The sequence below is a fragment of the Staphylococcus hyicus genome (assembly GCF_000816085.1).
Lineage (GTDB): Bacteria > Bacillota > Bacilli > Staphylococcales > Staphylococcaceae > Staphylococcus > Staphylococcus hyicus.
This window is the reverse complement of the sequence record NZ_CP008747.1, coordinates 1,277,908-1,293,232: the sequence shown is the minus strand read 5'-3', so window position 1 is coordinate 1,293,232 and position 15,325 is coordinate 1,277,908. Positions and strand designations below refer to the sequence as shown.

The following is a 15,325-nucleotide window of genomic DNA, read 5'->3' as shown; positions in this document are numbered from 1 at the left end:
TTTCATTTTATATGTTAATATCAAGCTTTTGAAGTCAAAACTATTTTAATAATTTAGAAATCATTTTACTTTTATGTCAGTCGTCGACAACGATTGATTTAGATAAAAAAGAAACACCAGAAGCAACCTTCTGGTGTGAATATGTGGACAAATTATTCAGCAACTGCGTATACAGATACTTGTTTTTTGTCGCGACCTTTACGTTCGAATTTTACAACGCCGTCGATTTTAGCGAATAATGTGTCATCGCCGCCACGACCTACGTTTTCACCTGGGTAAATTTTTGTTCCACGTTGACGGAATAAAATTGATCCACCAGTAACAAATTGACCATCTGCACGTTTAGCACCTAAACGTTTTGATTCTGAGTCACGTCCGTTTTTTGTAGAACTTACCCCTTTTTTAGATGCGAAAAATTGTAAGTTTAATTTAAGCATGAGTTACACCTCACTTATAATTTAATTTAATGTAGTCTTTATATTCTTCTTCGATAGTTTGTAAAGATATTAACATAGATTGTAAGATTAACTGTGCTTTTTCATTAGATGTATCTACGCTACGGAAATGAAAATAGCCTCCGTCATCACTATAATCTATATCAGGTCTTTCAGAAGTTAAACCTATGATAGCATTGACACTACCAAAAAGTACAGCCGATGCACCTGCACAAACAATGTCTTGTCCGTGTTCTGCAAAATCTGCATGTCCTTCCATAATAACGTCTGTAACCTGTCCGTCATCATTTAACTTAATATCAACACGTATCATAATTAAAGGCTGATTTTGTCGATTGTTAACTTAGTATATGGTTGACGGTGACCTTTTTTACGTTTAGAGTCTTTACGACGACGGTAAGTAAATACAGTGATTTTTTTACCACGACCGTGTTTGTTAATTTTCGCAGATACTGTTGCACCTTCGATTGTTGGCGCGCCAACAGTGATGCTGTCTCCACCTACGAATAAGACTTTATCAAAAGTAAAAGTATCGCCTTCATTACCGTTTAATTTTTCAACGTAAATTTCTTGGCCTTCTTCTACTTTGATTTGTTTTCCACCTGTTTCAATAATAGCAAACATACTTTGCACCTCCTATAATTAAGTCACGCCATATATAGGTGACATCATGTACTTAAAACCTATATTTGAGCGGTTGTATGTAGCTAAAACTACTCAACTACTGCATCATACCATCACTTAATTTTGATGTCAATACTTCTTTTTCTTTTTTGACGATAATCTAAAACAGAATAAATAAAGATAAGTAATAACGCGTTAAGGAGTAACGTTAATGGTGCTCTATATATACTATAGTTTAAGATATTAAAATCAATCAAACCAACCAAGTGGTAAATGAGTGCGACAAAAATATCTAGCACAACCACACTTGCTAAAATTACGATGAATACAATCGTATGATCTCGATAAAATAGTGAGAAAAATTTCTCAACAAATAGTATACAAATTAAATATGATATAAGATATACGCCATAAATTTCGCCGAAATAAAGGTCAGTCATTAATCCCAAAAATAATCCTAAGATTAAAGCCACGTAAACATTTCTGTAAAACGTAATTAATAATAGGAAAATAAGTGTCAGTCGCGGCACCATAATAAACTGTATTCCAAACAATTTAATCGGTGACAACATTGTAAGTATCGTATCCAAGTAAAAACTTACAAATGCTAAAATTAAATAAATAGATGCACGCTTCATGATGCATCCTCCTCTGACTGCTCAATTGTTTTAGGATCACGTTTAGCAACATACACTGTGCCTATTTGATTGATATTTGAACCTGTTTTCACGACAACTTGTTTTGAAAGTCCGTATTGATCATTTTGAACTTTTTCAACTTCGCCAACATAAATTCCTCGTGGCAACTGATCACCTAAGCCACTCGTAATCACCTTGTCCCCTTTTGAAAGTTTATGACTGTTATCTATATCCGAAATGATGAGCCGATCATTTTTTTCATCATAGTGATCAATTAAACCAAAAGCTTCATTATCTTTATTCAAAATATGCACAGAAAGGCGATTTGTACGACCCTTTGTTGAAATTAAATTCACTTGAGCAGAGAATTGATTGACCTTCGTCACGCGTCCGATAAGACCATCAGGAGTCAAAACTGCCATATTTTCTTTAATACCAGCTTTCCCCCCTTTGTCAATGATTAATGTATTCATCCATTGATCTGGATGGCGTGCAATCACATTCACAGCCATAGGCTCATACTTTGAAATATCACTTATTTTAAGATCGTCACGTAACCGATGATTTTCAGCTTGAAGTCGTTGGTTATCAGCTTGAAGTTGATTCTCTGATTTAGAAGGCTTAGCATCATTATGCATGATTGCTCTAGTCGTGCCAGAGAGCACTTGCATCGGATATGTAAAAATTCGTTGTCCGAAAGATATTGAATCCCCTGCATACTGCTCTGGGATAGATTGTGTATGAGACCGAAGTGACAAGCCAATTAAAGCAATAAAAATAATGAGCGCACAAAATAACACGATTAATTTATTATTTTTAAAAAAATGAGACAACCTCAACACCTCAATATGTAATTGTAAATAACACTCATTATTTTATATCACTCACGCACTTAAATAAAGCCACAAGAGATATTTATTCTAAAATAACGTGAATACACAAATTATTTCTTTGTAATGCCTAAAAAACCTTCAAAATTCATCATAATGAATCATGAAGGTTAAACAATTAAAGACTAATTTTTTAGTTGTTTTTATTCGATTTATCAGTTTGTGGCGCATCTTCTTTGTATAAAGTTTCGTCTTTTCGCCATTGAGCAAATAACTTTTGCGCCTTAACCTGTTCATTACTTTGTTGCGCATTATTTTCTATCGACATATGACTCACCCTTTTTACAATTTTCTATTCAACCCTAACGTATCTCTAATAAAATTTCAAACGATGCATGTTATTGATACGCTGCAATTGGATGCATTTCTATTTGATGTCCAAGTTGATTTAAATCAGAATATAAGTCGTGTTCAGTCGTATAGACACGTACATGGTCACTCCCAAAGCGATAGATTAAGTATTGCGTGTCTCTTTGGGCAATTAAATATTTATCATCATATCCCATTCTAGAAAAAGCATTAACTTGCATAAATTCATATTTATCTATCCAATTAAAAAAGTGACGTGCTTGGCTAGAGGGGACATTTCTTAAAATTTGATTTTCTTCAAGAATATATTTTTTTCCTTCTGCTGGAATGACATAGCCATCTTCATCAACATTTTGTTGATTAGATGTGTGTATAGGATTCCATTTCGCATCATTCATATGAGGCACATCTTTTATTAAGATATAGATGATTAATCCTACGATTAAGAAGAGTGTAAATATTTTGATTAAATTCAAAATCACTTTCATAGATATGCCTCCTTCTCTCATCCATTATATAGAATTTACAAATTTTCATCCTCATTCTCTAGACTTAATTTAACCACGAGCGCAAGTCGGATGCAATTTTTATTTAAAATGAGTATATTATAGGAAAGGAGTGAGTATTATTGAGCATACTTTCAATTTTTTTAATTATATTGTTAATCGTGTTGCTATTTAGAGTAAGTATCACAATCATTAGATTTTTGATTAAAGCCGGAATATTTGTTTTAATCATTTACTTATGTTATAAATTATTCATGTTGCTTGCCGAAAATTTTCAACTTTAATGTAAAACGTTATGCGTATCTTTTGCGTATAGCGTTTATTTTTTATTTTGAGTAATATCAACACATTCATAACATTGATGGCCAATAACAATATGGTCTAGAAGTTGGATTCCCATTGTTTCTCCGCATGCCGCTAAACGAACTGTTGTGTCAATATCTGCAGGAGATGGCGTAGGGTCTCCTGAAGGATGATTATGTGCAACAATAATGGCGTGCGCAGAATATTTAAGTGCAATTTTAAAAACTTCTCTAGGATGTATAATTGCGCTATTCAAAGTACCTTTAAATAATATTTCTTGGTGAATAATTTGATGTTTGGTGTTTAATATGAAGACGATAAAATTTTCCTGATTTTCAAATTGGAGTTGTGGATATAAAATATCCGCAATTTGGTCGGGATGCTTTATCATTTGAGATGTATTTTTGTCGATTTTATAATTTAGACGACGCGCCAACTCAAACGCCGCTAATAACGTTGTACTCTTACTTATTCCTATCCCCTCAAAAGTAATTAATTCATGGAAAGAAATGTCTTGTAAGGTTTTCAATGTTTTACAATCTGCTAACAACGTGGACGCAATATCTAAACTTGATCGTCCCTTGCTCCCTGTATTGATTAAAATAGCAAGTAATTCCGTGTTCGATAGCGCTTGAGCCCCTGACTGTATTAAGCGTTCTTTAGGCATTTCATCAGGAGATAAGTCTTTAATTCTAGTCATCGTACACCTCCGAACCAAACATTTAACATTGGATAATAATAAGCGACAATAAAAAAAGAAAGGGTAATAAATGGAACTAGTGGAATATATTTTTTAGAAGATAACAAAGATACATAAAATGGGTATAAGATTGCTGCTATGGGGAAGGTAAACCAAATGACATATAGAACAAATGGAACTGGTAAGATACAAAATAAAATAATCAATAGTTTAATATCGCCAAAACCGATTAAACTAGGAAATGTGAAACCAATAAGTAAAAGTACACTGATACATAAACACGTTAAAATAGAAATTGTTATGTGCGTTGGACGCAAAAATGCAATTAAAACTACTAATAACAATAACAAACGATTCGGTACAATATAATTTTGTATATCGATAAGACTGATAGTCAATAGAATGAAACTTATTAGAAATAGATATACATACTCAATTTGAAAGTTGAGCTTTAAAATCAAATAGCTCATAATCGCACCTAAACATTCGCCTATAAATAAATATTTTGGAATTTTAATACGACATTTATAACATCTCCCCTTTAAAATAATATAACTGAATATCGGCACCAGCATCCACCACGTCAAAGTTGATTGACAATTCTCACATCTAGACCGTGACAATAACGTTGTCCATTGACGTAATTGACATTGAGATACATACAGAAGAAAACTCATTACAAAGCTACCTAAATAACACTGTACAATCATGATGACCTCCTTTAATCTCAGTATACATGAGGTACAAGTAGAAATATAAATTGCAATTGCGCATCATTTCAAGATTTTATTACATTATAAATTGAAAAAACGTGCTTAAACGATTGAAGAATGGTAAAAATCTTCCAAAGTTTAAGCACGTTGCTATAAAACTGTATTTTAATATCCCATTTTAGATTTTACTTCACTAATAAAATATAAACTTCCGGTAATTAACAAGGCGTCACCTTGATAATTTTTAATAAAATTAACATAATCATCAATTAACGTCTTGTCTTCAAAATCCACTTCATCATAAAGTGTTTGTTTAGGCAGCGCCTTAGGAAATTCAAACCCTGTAACGTAAAAATGATTTGCAATTGTATTAAAAGCCGTTAACATATTGGAAATAGGCTTACCTTTAATTGCTGAAAAGAGAATATCTACTTTGTCCAAACCATAATAGCGTCCAATGGTGTCAACAAGAGCATCCACACTTTCTTTATTATGAGCGCCGTCAATAATAATTAATGGCGATTCATTGACCTTTTCTATACGCCCTTTCCATTGAACACTTTCAATCCCTTGAATCATCTTATTAAAGTCAATATCTATGACTTGTTGTTCATATAGCTCGATAAGTGTCGTTATCGCCAGAGCAGCATTTTCTTTCTGATGTTCACCTAACATTGTTAATGCAATATTTTCCATCTCATAATCTTTGTATCGGTACGTAAATTCATCTGCTTCAGATACAACTAAAATGTCTCGATCATATTCCATCGAAGGTGCATTTAAATCAATAGCTAATTGTCTTAAATATTTTAATGCCTCTTCGTTCTTTACCGCATACACGATTGGCGTATTGGGTTTAATGATCGCACCTTTATCTTTGGCAATATCTAAATAAGAATGTCCTAATATATCCGTATGATCAAGTCCGATGCTTGTCAAAATACTAATGATTGGTTGTATCACATTTGTTGAATCATTTTTCACACCTAATCCTGCTTCGACGATCACAAAATCCACTGGATGTAGTTCGCCAAAGTAGAGATACATCATCGTAGTAATAATCTCAAACTCTGTAGCTACACCTAAATCTGTTTCTTGTTCCATAGCTTCACTGACAGGTTTTACACGTGACACTAGGTCTACAATTGCCTCGTTAGAAATCGGTTCCCCATTCAAACTTATACGTTCATTAAACGTTTCAATATAGGGTGACGTAAATGTACCGACTTGATAGTCATTATTAACAAGAGCTGTACGAAGATATGCTACAGTGGAGCCCTTTCCATTGGTTCCTCCGACGTGGATAGCTTTAATATGACGTTCTGGATGATTTAAACGATCCAACATCCATTCCATACGCTTGACACCAGGTTTAATGCCGAATTTAGTCCGTTCATGTATCCAATATAAACTATCTAGATAATTCATACTTTAAACTCCTAAGCCTTTAGTTGTTCGATTCTAGATTGAACACCGTCGAATTTTTCTTGATATTGTGCTTTTTTAGCACGTTCTTCATTAATGACTTTTTCTGGTGCTTTTTTCACAAAGTTCTCATTTGCTAATTTTTTATTTACACGGTCCAATTCTTTTTGCCATTTTTCAAGTTCTTTTTCAAGCCTAGCGATTTCTTTTTCCATATCAATTAAACCTTCTAAAGGCAGAATGACTTCACCCGCACTTACGACAGACGTCATCGCTTTTTCAGGAATTGTAATATTTGTACTAATATCTAATTCACTTGGGTTACAAAAACGTTCTAAATAATGTTGGTTTTCAATCAACAACGCTTTTATCGCCTCATTTTTAGCTTGAACTTTAATTGGAATCGCTTTAGATAATGGCGTATTAACCTCTAAACGTGATTGACGCACTGATTTAATTATTTCAACAAGTTGTTGCATTACTTGCTTACTTTCTGTAAATATCAACGCGCTATTAACTGTTGGCCATTCAGTCGTAACTATAGACTCCCCTTTATGCGGAAGGTTTTGCCAAATATGTTCAGTCACAAATGGCATAAATGGATGAAGTAATCGCATCATACGGTCAAGCGTGTAACTAAGAACTGATCGCGTCACATTCTTTTGGTTTTCATCGTCGCTGTTCATTGGTATTTTACTCATTTCAATATACCAGTCACAGAATTCATCCCAAATAAAGTTGTATAGCACTCGACCTACTTCACCAAATTCGTATTTATCACTCAATTGCGTTACAGTTTCAATTGTTTCGTTTAAACGCGTAAGAATCCATTGATCCGCTACAGATAGGTCCTGAGATAAATCAATATCTTCAAATTTAAAATTGTCCCCGATATTCATTAAACTAAAACGGGCTGCATTCCAAATTTTATTAATAAAATTCCAAACAGATTCTACTTTTTCTGTTGAATAACGTAAATCGTGACCTGGAGAAGAACCTGTAGCTAAGAAATATCTCAAACTATCTGCACCATACTCGTCAATAACATCCATTGGATCGACACCGTTACCAAGTGACTTACTCATTTTTCTGCCATCTTCAGCACGGACTAAACCATGTAATAATACATCGTCGAATGGTTTTTGACCTGTAAACTCTAAACCTTGGAAAATCATCCGTGCAACCCAGAAGAAAATAATGTCATATCCTGTCACCAGCACATTTGTTGGATAGTATCGTTTCAAGTCTTTCGCATCTTCTTCTGGCCAACCTAATGTTGAAAATGGCCATAATGCACTTGAGAACCATGTATCTAAAACATCCTCATCTTGTGTCCAATTTTCGACATCTTCTGGTGCTTGTTCACCAACATAAATCTCACCTGTTTCATTATGGTACCAGGCTGGAATTTGGTGCCCCCACCATAATTGGCGAGAAATTGTCCAATCTCTAATTTCTTCCATCCATCGATTAAAAGTTTTTTCAAAACGGGCTGGTACAAATTCAATTCGGCCATCGCCTTTTTGATTATCTAATGCTTGTTGTGCCAAAGGTGCCATTTTAACAAACCATTGTGTTGATAGATAAGGTTCAACGACCGCTCCTGTACGTTCAGAATGGCCTACAGAATGCACATGATCTTCAATTTTAATGACAAGCCCTTCTGCTTCTAAATCTGATACAAGTTTTTTTCGACATTCAAAGCGTTCAAGTCCCGCATATTCTCCTGCATTGTCATTCATATGACCGGATTCGTCCATAACGACAATACGTTCTAATTCATGACGATTTCCAATTTCAAAATCGTTTGGATCATGTGCAGGCGTCACTTTCATTGCACCACTACCAAAGTCTTTATCGACATAACTGTCTGCGATAATAGGTAATTCACGACCTACACGTGGCAAGATGACTTTTTTACCAATTATAGCTTTGTAGCGTTCATCTTCAGGATTCACTACAATTGCAGTATCACCTAACATTGTTTCAGGACGTGTTGTTGCAATTTCAATATACCCATCACCATCAACAAATGGATATTTAAAATGATAAAATTTACCATTAACATCCTCATGCACAACTTCAATATCAGATAGTGCAGTGCGTGCTTCTGGGTCCCAGTTAATGATACGCTCTCCACGATAAATTAAACCTTTATTGTACATATCAACGAAGACTTTACGAACAGCTTTACTTAATCCTTCATCTAATGTAAATCGTTCACGTGAATAATCTAGCCCTAAGCCAAGTTTCGCCCATTGTTGTCGAATAAAATCTGCATATTCCTCTTTCCAATCCCAAGCTTTTTCAAGAAATTTCTCTCGACCGATATCATGACGAGAAATACCTTCTTCCTTCATTTTTGCTTCGACTTTCGCTTGTGTAGCTATACCAGCGTGATCCATTCCTGGCAAGTACAATGTGTCATATCCTTGCATACGTTTCATGCGTGTTAAAATATCTTGTAACGTCGTATCCCAAGCATGACCCAGGTGTAACTTACCTGTCACGTTTGGTGGTGGAATAACAATCGTATATGTGGGTTTTGTTTCATCTCCTGTAGGTTTGAAAAGTGATTGATCTAACCACTTTTGATAACGTCCCGCTTCAACTTCTTGCGGATGATATTTAGGTTGCATTTCCATAATTTTAATCCCTCCGTAAAAAATAAAAAAGAACATCTGTCCTAATATAGGACGGATGTTCCGTGGTACCACCTATTTTCAATAGTTCACACTATTGCACTCTAATGATTAACGCTCATGAGACGCTTTAACTTACTCAATCAGTTCAGTTAAAGTTCAAGTGGGCTACCTTCAATAAGACTTTTATGCATTCACAGCACCATGCACTCTCTTAAAAAAGCGACTTACCTACTCTTCCCAAACTAATATTTAATTCATATTTATAGTATACTGAAATCATTATGAAGTCAATAATTGGAGTGATTTTTATGAATCGATGCGCATTCGGTACCAAAGACCCTGACTATATCGCATACCATAATCGAGTTTGGGGCAAACCTATGTATGATAGTCAAGCATTATTTGAACTTTTAGCATTAGAATCGCAACATGCCGGCCTCTCTTGGCTTACCATTTTAAAGAAAAAAGAAGCATATCAACAAGCATTTTATCAATTTGATCCTTACAAAATAGCAAAAATGACCGAAAGTGATGTCGATGCGCTCATGACCTTTCCTAATATCATTCATCATAGAAAAAAATTGGAAGCCATCATCGCGCAAGCAAAAGAATTTATCCAAATTGAACAACAATATGGGTCTTTCAGTGATTTTATATGGTCTTATGTTAATCATACACCTATTGATTTCAAGTATCAGAATCCAGATGAACGGATAACTGTAAATGCAACCGCTAGAAAACTCACACATGATTTAAAACAATTTGGCTTTAAGTTTATCGGTCCTGTCACCATATTTTCTTTTATGGAGGCTTGTGGCATGTATAATAGCCACCTCATTGATTGCCCTTATAGAACATAAATCAATAAAGCAGTAAATAGCATTGCCATCTCATAGCCAATCTATATACTGCTTCTATATTAATTTTGATTTTCTGTCTTATCTTTCAACCGATATTCCAAATAATAATGAATGAGTGGCGCAATTATGAATAGAATAAAAAATATTCTAAAGATATGATAACTCGATATCATTGCGACGTCACCACCTGTTTCTAAGGCAATTAACACGATCTGGCTCATACCCCCTGGTGCTGCACTTAAAAACAGTTCATTAATGGATGCGCTATTAAATGATTTTATTGCTAAAACCATCAAAAATGCACCTAAAATCAAACATATATTTTGATAGGCAACTGCGACGGCCACTCTTCCTTTTAAGCGATCAATCAAATGCGAAATTTGTATGCCAATACGTATCATATACATCATTTGCGCCATTGCAATGATTGGATAATCTACAGTAAACGCTCGACCAGTAGATATATTCCAAATGATTAACACAACGATTGGTGCCAATAACATTTTAGTCGGGAATTTTATCCATTTCATTAAAAAATACACAATTGCAATGCCCGCAATAAGAATGAGCAAATCCTCTATGTTGAGTACTTCAGTAAGGCGTTCATTGTGTTCACTTGCCCTTGACGGCTCATGTTTAAAAAAGAAAGAGATAAGAGGTACTAAAATCACAACAAAAATAATGCGTGATGTTTGTGTCAAACTCACCACTAAAATATCTGCCTTTTTATTCTCATCAGCCATGACAAGCATTTGACTTAAAGCGCCGGGTATAACACTAAGCAACGCTGTTTCCGTATTTACTTTCGCAATTTTTTTGAAACCAATTGAAACAACCAAAGCTAAAAATAAAAGGAGAAACGTCACTAAAATAATTGAAAACCAATCATATTTAATATCATTGATGACTTTAGAAGTAAACGCACTGCCGATTTGAACGCCTAATATAATTAAGCCTAGTTCACTTAAAATCCACGGCCATTTTACATTAAGTTTTAGAAGTCGAACTGAAATAATGCTTGCAATGATAGGACCAAACATCCATGGTAGCATGATATTAAGAAAATATAAGAGAAAACTACATACGATTGCAAGCGCAAACAAGATAAAATTATGCCTTAAATATGTGCTTTTCATTATTAACACCGCCAATAAAAAAGTGTGAGTTTTCCATTTAGATGTAGTTAGAAGTAAATCGATGCGTCATCATTGCAATAGCTTTGGCTATAGGTGTTATAAATTCATTGTCATACGATGCACAAGTATTATTGTAGTGACACACACTGAAAAACCAATCATATTATTGCCACGGCAACCTACCATTAAAACACATTTATATAAACTTTAATTTTTTTAATATTACTTAATAATTCTACTTAAAGCAGTATCAAAGGCTTCTATTGTCTTATGAATGTCAGCTTTAGTATGCGAAGTAGATAAAAACATACCTTCAAATTGAGAAGGAGGTAAAAAGATACCTTCTTTTGCTAACTCGCGATACATAACACTAAATAACTTTAAATTACTTTCATTAGCTTGTTTAAAGTTAGTCACTGGACCTTCATTTAAAAAGAAGCCAATCATAGATCCCGCTCGATTAACGACAATCGGCACATTATATTTTGCAAAAGTTGTTTTAAGACCTTCCTCTAATAAGTCACCTAACTCATTGAAATATGTGTAACTTTCAGGCGTTAACTGGCTCAGGGTCATATAGCCACTAGTCATCGCTAATGGGTTACCTGATAACGTACCTGCTTGATATATGTCTCCACTAGGCGCAATGTGATTCATAATTTCTTTTTTACCACCAAATGCCCCTACAGGAAGACCTCCGCCTATCACTTTACCTAAGCATGTTAAATCTGGAATTACATTGAAATAGCCTTGTGCACAGTGGTAACCCACTCTAAATCCAGTCATGACTTCATCAAAGATTAGTAGCGCGTCATTTTCATGCGTAATCTTTCTTAATCCTTGTAGAAACCCTTCAACTGGTGGTACAACACCCATATTTCCTGCGACAGGTTCGACAATAATCGCTGCAATATCATCTCCGAATTGGTCAAATGCATATTTCACAGCTTCAAGATCATTATACGGCACAGTTATCGTATTTTTTGCTGTACCTTCAGGAACACCAGGTGAGTCTGGTAATCCAAGTGTCGCAACGCCTGAGCCTGCTTTAATAAGTAAAGAATCACTATGTCCATGATAATTCCCTTCAAATTTGAGGATTTTATTTTTACCAGTATATCCACGCGCAAGTCTTAGTGTGTCGAGTGTAGCCTCAGTTCCTGAAGAGACCATTCTAACTTTTTCAATTGAAGGCACACGGTCTATAACAAGTTGTGCTAATTTATTTTCTTCTAACGTCGAAGCACCAAAACTCGTACCACGGTCAACCACACTGTGAATTGCATCAATAACTTTAGTGTTCTTATGCCCCAAAATGAGAGGGCCCCAACTTAAAACGTAATCGATATATTCATTACCATCGATATCGTATATTTTACTTCCCTCACCACGTTCCATAAATAAAGGAGGTGTGTCCACCGCTTTAAAAGCACGCACTGGACTATTCACACCACCAGGCATTAATTTTTCAGCAATTTCAAATGCTTGAGTTGATTTTTCATAACGCATCATGACAACATCCTCCTATTGTTTATCAATGTAATAACATAAATCCTTCGCAAAATATGTGATAATTAAATCCGCACCTGCACGCTTCATAGAAATCATTTGCTCCATTACGACTTTCTCTTCATCAATCCAACCGTTAAGTGCAGCTGCTTTCGTCATGCTGTATTCACCACTCACATTATATGCAACTACTGGAATGTTCGTATTATTTCGGACATCTCGAATTATATCTAAATAACTTAATGCAGGTTTCACAATCATCATATCCGCACCTTCTTTAAGATCGCTTTCTAATTCGCGAAGTGCCTCTAAGCGATTCGCTGGATCCATTTGATACGTTTTTCTATCACCAAATGACGGTGTAGATTCTGCTGCATCACGAAATGGCCCAAAGAAACTTGAAGCATATTTAATGCCATAACTCATAATCGGAATATGTTGATATCCCGCTTCATCTAAACCTTTACGAATTTCCGCAACAAACCCATCCATCATGTTACTTGGAGCGATAATATCTGCGCCTGCTTTCACTTGAGAAATAGCAGTCTTAACTAGCAGTGGTAATGTTTTATCATTATCTACATCATGTGTATGGTCATCAATTAACCCACAGTGGCCATGATCTGTATATTCACATAAACATGTATCGGCAATCACTAAAATATCATTATATTGTTTTTTGGCAATACGTGTTGCTTTTTGAATCACACCATCATCAATGAATGCCCCTGTTCCACAAGCATCTTTTTTATTCGGTATGCCAAAAAATATAAATGCGCGAATACCTAAGTCATATGCTTCTTTAATTTCTTCATGCAATAGATTTAAACTAATCTGGTATACATTGGGAAGAGAAGTGATTTCTTTTTTTACATCGTCTTTTTCAACGACAAAGATAGGATAAATTAAATCTTCTTTACGTAAATGTGTTTCGCGTACTATAGAGCGCATTGTTGATGAAACGCGTAATCTTCTATGTCTATCAAAATTCATGTTTTTGACCTCTCTTCAATTATTTTAGTAATTAGACTTTCTAAAGTCTGTTGATCCGCTTTAATACAAGTATGACCATATTGCTGAATCGTCCTAGCCGTTTGTTCTCCAATGGCATAGTAAAAATGTGTGCGTTTTGGTGGAGCTGTTTTAAAAAAAGCATGCGCTGCAGATGAACTGGCAAAAGTTATAGCATCAATTTGATTTTCATTCATAGCTTGAACAGCGCAGTTGACAGACGTCTGTACAACTTGAATATCATATAAATCAATTTTCGTTACTTGTATCCCTTGAGAAATAAGGCTATCTGTTAATAACGGTCGTGCTTTTATACTTGAAGGCATAAGTACAACATCCTCTTTTTGAATTGGATGCGTTTTCAAGAAACCCTCTTGTGAATAATCGTTTGGATAAAACCTGACTTCTAATCCAATACTATCACAATATTGTTTTGTTTTTTCACCAATTCCAGCGATGTTTTTTATGTGAACATGTTCCAAGTATGGACGAAACATATTCACAGCATTTTTAGACGTAAAAATAAGCCAATCATAATGAGACTTTAACACACGTTCATCAAATGATAGCGGCACAGGTTTAATAAACGGTAAATGTCTAATCCTTACACGTGCGTCTTCATATGTATGTGTTTGCGTCATCAAAACAATGGGCTTCATTCTTAACACCTCAATGTGATTCATTTAAAGCTTGAATAATTGCATCAGCACCTTGCGCCTTAAGTTGCTGACTTACTTGTTTACCTAAATCTTCAGGATGTTTGCCTTCCGCTTCATATTCAAAACGCTGTTGACCATCTGTAGACATAATCAATCCTTTAAATTGCATTGTGCCTTGCGTTGTCATACGTGCATACCCAGCGATAGGTACTTGACAACTACCATCCATTTCCTTTAAAAATGTACGTTCTGCAGTCACACAAGCTGCAACATCTGGGTTATGTACTTTTTGAAGTAACTTGAGTAATTCTTCATCATCAGCACGGCATTCAATGCCTAACGCACCTTGTCCAATAGCAGGCAGTACCAAAGTTTCATCTAAATATGATGTGACAATATCATCTGACCAACCCATTCTTTTGAGTCCAGCTGCAGCTAATATAATGGCATCATAGTTATCTTCATTAAGTTTGCGTAATCTTGTATCAATATTTCCACGAATCCATTTAATTTTTAAATGTGGATATTTTGCAATAATTTGCGCACCTCTTCGCAATGAACTCGTCCCAATAATACTTCCATGAGGTAACTTTTCAAGTGGAATATGGTTTTTGGCAATATATGCATCTAAAGCAGATTCTCTATCCGGAATACACCCAATTACCAAACCTTCAGGAAGTACACTCGGTACATCTTTTAACGAATGAATAGCAAAATCAATATTCTTTTTAAAGAGTTCATTTTGAATTTCTTTTACGAATAATCCTTTACCCCCTACTTTCGACAATTGACGATCTACAATCTGATCCCCTTTTGTAACAATTTCTTTTATTTCAATATCTAAAGAGGGGTCAATTGCTTTAAGTTTATCTATGAATTGCTTACTTTGTGTTAAAGCTAACTGACTTCGTCTAGAGCCTACGACCAATTTACGCATAACAT

General features: G+C 34.9%; 17 protein-coding genes and 2 other annotated features. Of the genes, 1 reads left to right on the top strand and 16 read right to left on the bottom strand.

The genetic code is table 11. The annotated features are described in order from the left end of the window. Window positions 1-152: 152 nt before the first annotated feature. The 11 genes from rpmA to SHYC_RS06100 all read right to left on the bottom strand — a co-directional run bounded on the left by rpmA (window position 153) and on the right by SHYC_RS06100 (window position 9,208). The gene (gene rpmA, locus SHYC_RS06145; protein ID WP_014613716.1) at window positions 153-437 is read right to left on the bottom strand and encodes a 50S ribosomal protein L27; all 285 of its coding nucleotides are present in this window, start codon (window positions 435-437) and stop codon (window positions 153-155) included. A gap of 10 nt (window positions 438-447) precedes the next feature. Then, window positions 448-768 carry a ribosomal-processing cysteine protease Prp gene (locus SHYC_RS06140; RefSeq protein ID WP_039645382.1) on the bottom strand — a complete coding sequence of 107 codons (321 nt, stop codon included), beginning with the start codon at window positions 766-768 and terminating at the stop codon, window positions 448-450. Window positions 769-770: 2 nt separating this feature from the next. Then, the gene (rplU, locus tag SHYC_RS06135) at window positions 771-1,079 is read right to left on the bottom strand and encodes a 50S ribosomal protein L21 (RefSeq protein ID WP_037565481.1); all 309 of its coding nucleotides are present in this window, start codon (window positions 1,077-1,079) and stop codon (window positions 771-773) included. A gap of 11 nt (window positions 1,080-1,090) precedes the next feature. Further along, window positions 1,091-1,164, bottom strand: a sequence feature (ribosomal protein L21 leader region). A 28-nt stretch (window positions 1,165-1,192) separates the two neighbouring features. Continuing rightward, entirely contained in the window at window positions 1,193-1,717 is a 525-nt protein-coding gene (mreD, locus tag SHYC_RS06130) for a rod shape-determining protein MreD (RefSeq protein WP_039645380.1), read from the bottom strand. Continuing rightward, the gene (gene mreC / locus SHYC_RS06125) at window positions 1,714-2,550 is read right to left on the bottom strand and encodes a rod shape-determining protein MreC (protein WP_039645377.1); all 837 of its coding nucleotides are present in this window, start codon (window positions 2,548-2,550) and stop codon (window positions 1,714-1,716) included. Before mreC ends, mreD begins: the two co-directional genes overlap by 4 nt. Before the next feature lie 190 nt (window positions 2,551-2,740). Beyond that, entirely contained in the window at window positions 2,741-2,875 is a 135-nt protein-coding gene (locus tag SHYC_RS12530) for a hypothetical protein (RefSeq protein WP_257053375.1), read from the bottom strand. A gap of 70 nt (window positions 2,876-2,945) precedes the next feature. Next, a complete protein-coding gene (locus SHYC_RS06120) occupies window positions 2,946-3,404 on the bottom strand; it encodes a DUF4930 family protein (RefSeq protein WP_039645375.1) in 459 nt (152 codons plus the stop codon). A gap of 337 nt (window positions 3,405-3,741) precedes the next feature. Next, window positions 3,742-4,425, bottom strand: a complete 684-nt coding sequence (radC, locus tag SHYC_RS06115; RefSeq protein ID WP_039645372.1) for a RadC family protein — start codon at window positions 4,423-4,425, stop codon at window positions 3,742-3,744. Beyond that, window positions 4,422-5,135 (bottom strand): prepilin peptidase, encoded by a 714-nt coding sequence (locus SHYC_RS12630; protein ID WP_052257830.1) that lies wholly within the window; start codon window positions 5,133-5,135, stop codon window positions 4,422-4,424. Before SHYC_RS12630 ends, radC begins: the two co-directional genes overlap by 4 nt. A gap of 168 nt (window positions 5,136-5,303) precedes the next feature. Beyond that, entirely contained in the window at window positions 5,304-6,566 is a 1,263-nt protein-coding gene (locus SHYC_RS06105; RefSeq protein ID WP_039645370.1) for a bifunctional folylpolyglutamate synthase/dihydrofolate synthase, read from the bottom strand. 11 nt (window positions 6,567-6,577) lie between these two features. Next, window positions 6,578-9,208 carry a valine--tRNA ligase gene (locus SHYC_RS06100; protein WP_039645368.1) on the bottom strand — a complete coding sequence of 877 codons (2,631 nt, stop codon included), beginning with the start codon at window positions 9,206-9,208 and terminating at the stop codon, window positions 6,578-6,580. A gap of 44 nt (window positions 9,209-9,252) precedes the next feature. Then, window positions 9,253-9,462: a binding site (T-box leader), on the bottom strand. A gap of 54 nt (window positions 9,463-9,516) precedes the next feature. Between SHYC_RS06100 and SHYC_RS06095 the strand changes: the two genes are divergently transcribed. Further along, window positions 9,517-10,068, top strand: a complete 552-nt coding sequence (locus SHYC_RS06095) for a DNA-3-methyladenine glycosylase I (RefSeq protein WP_039645367.1) — start codon at window positions 9,517-9,519, stop codon at window positions 10,066-10,068. A 59-nt stretch (window positions 10,069-10,127) separates the two neighbouring features. Here the strand turns inward: SHYC_RS06095 and SHYC_RS06090 are convergent, their stop codons facing one another. From SHYC_RS06090 to hemC, 5 genes are all read right to left on the bottom strand, one after another. Beyond that, window positions 10,128-11,204 carry an AbrB family transcriptional regulator gene (locus SHYC_RS06090; protein WP_039645365.1) on the bottom strand — a complete coding sequence of 359 codons (1,077 nt, stop codon included), beginning with the start codon at window positions 11,202-11,204 and terminating at the stop codon, window positions 10,128-10,130. A gap of 222 nt (window positions 11,205-11,426) precedes the next feature. Then, a complete protein-coding gene (gene hemL, locus SHYC_RS06085) occupies window positions 11,427-12,713 on the bottom strand; it encodes a glutamate-1-semialdehyde 2,1-aminomutase (protein WP_039647624.1) in 1,287 nt (428 codons plus the stop codon). Between the two features lie 15 nt (window positions 12,714-12,728). Continuing rightward, the gene (gene hemB / locus SHYC_RS06080) at window positions 12,729-13,706 is read right to left on the bottom strand and encodes a porphobilinogen synthase (RefSeq protein ID WP_039645363.1); all 978 of its coding nucleotides are present in this window, start codon (window positions 13,704-13,706) and stop codon (window positions 12,729-12,731) included. Beyond that, entirely contained in the window at window positions 13,703-14,383 is a 681-nt protein-coding gene (locus SHYC_RS06075; protein ID WP_039645361.1) for a uroporphyrinogen-III synthase, read from the bottom strand. The genes hemB and SHYC_RS06075 overlap by 4 nt, the downstream gene beginning before the upstream one ends. A 10-nt stretch (window positions 14,384-14,393) precedes the next feature. Continuing rightward, entirely contained in the window at window positions 14,394-15,320 is a 927-nt protein-coding gene (gene hemC / locus SHYC_RS06070; RefSeq protein ID WP_039645359.1) for a hydroxymethylbilane synthase, read from the bottom strand. Between the last annotated feature and the right edge of the window lie 5 nt (window positions 15,321-15,325).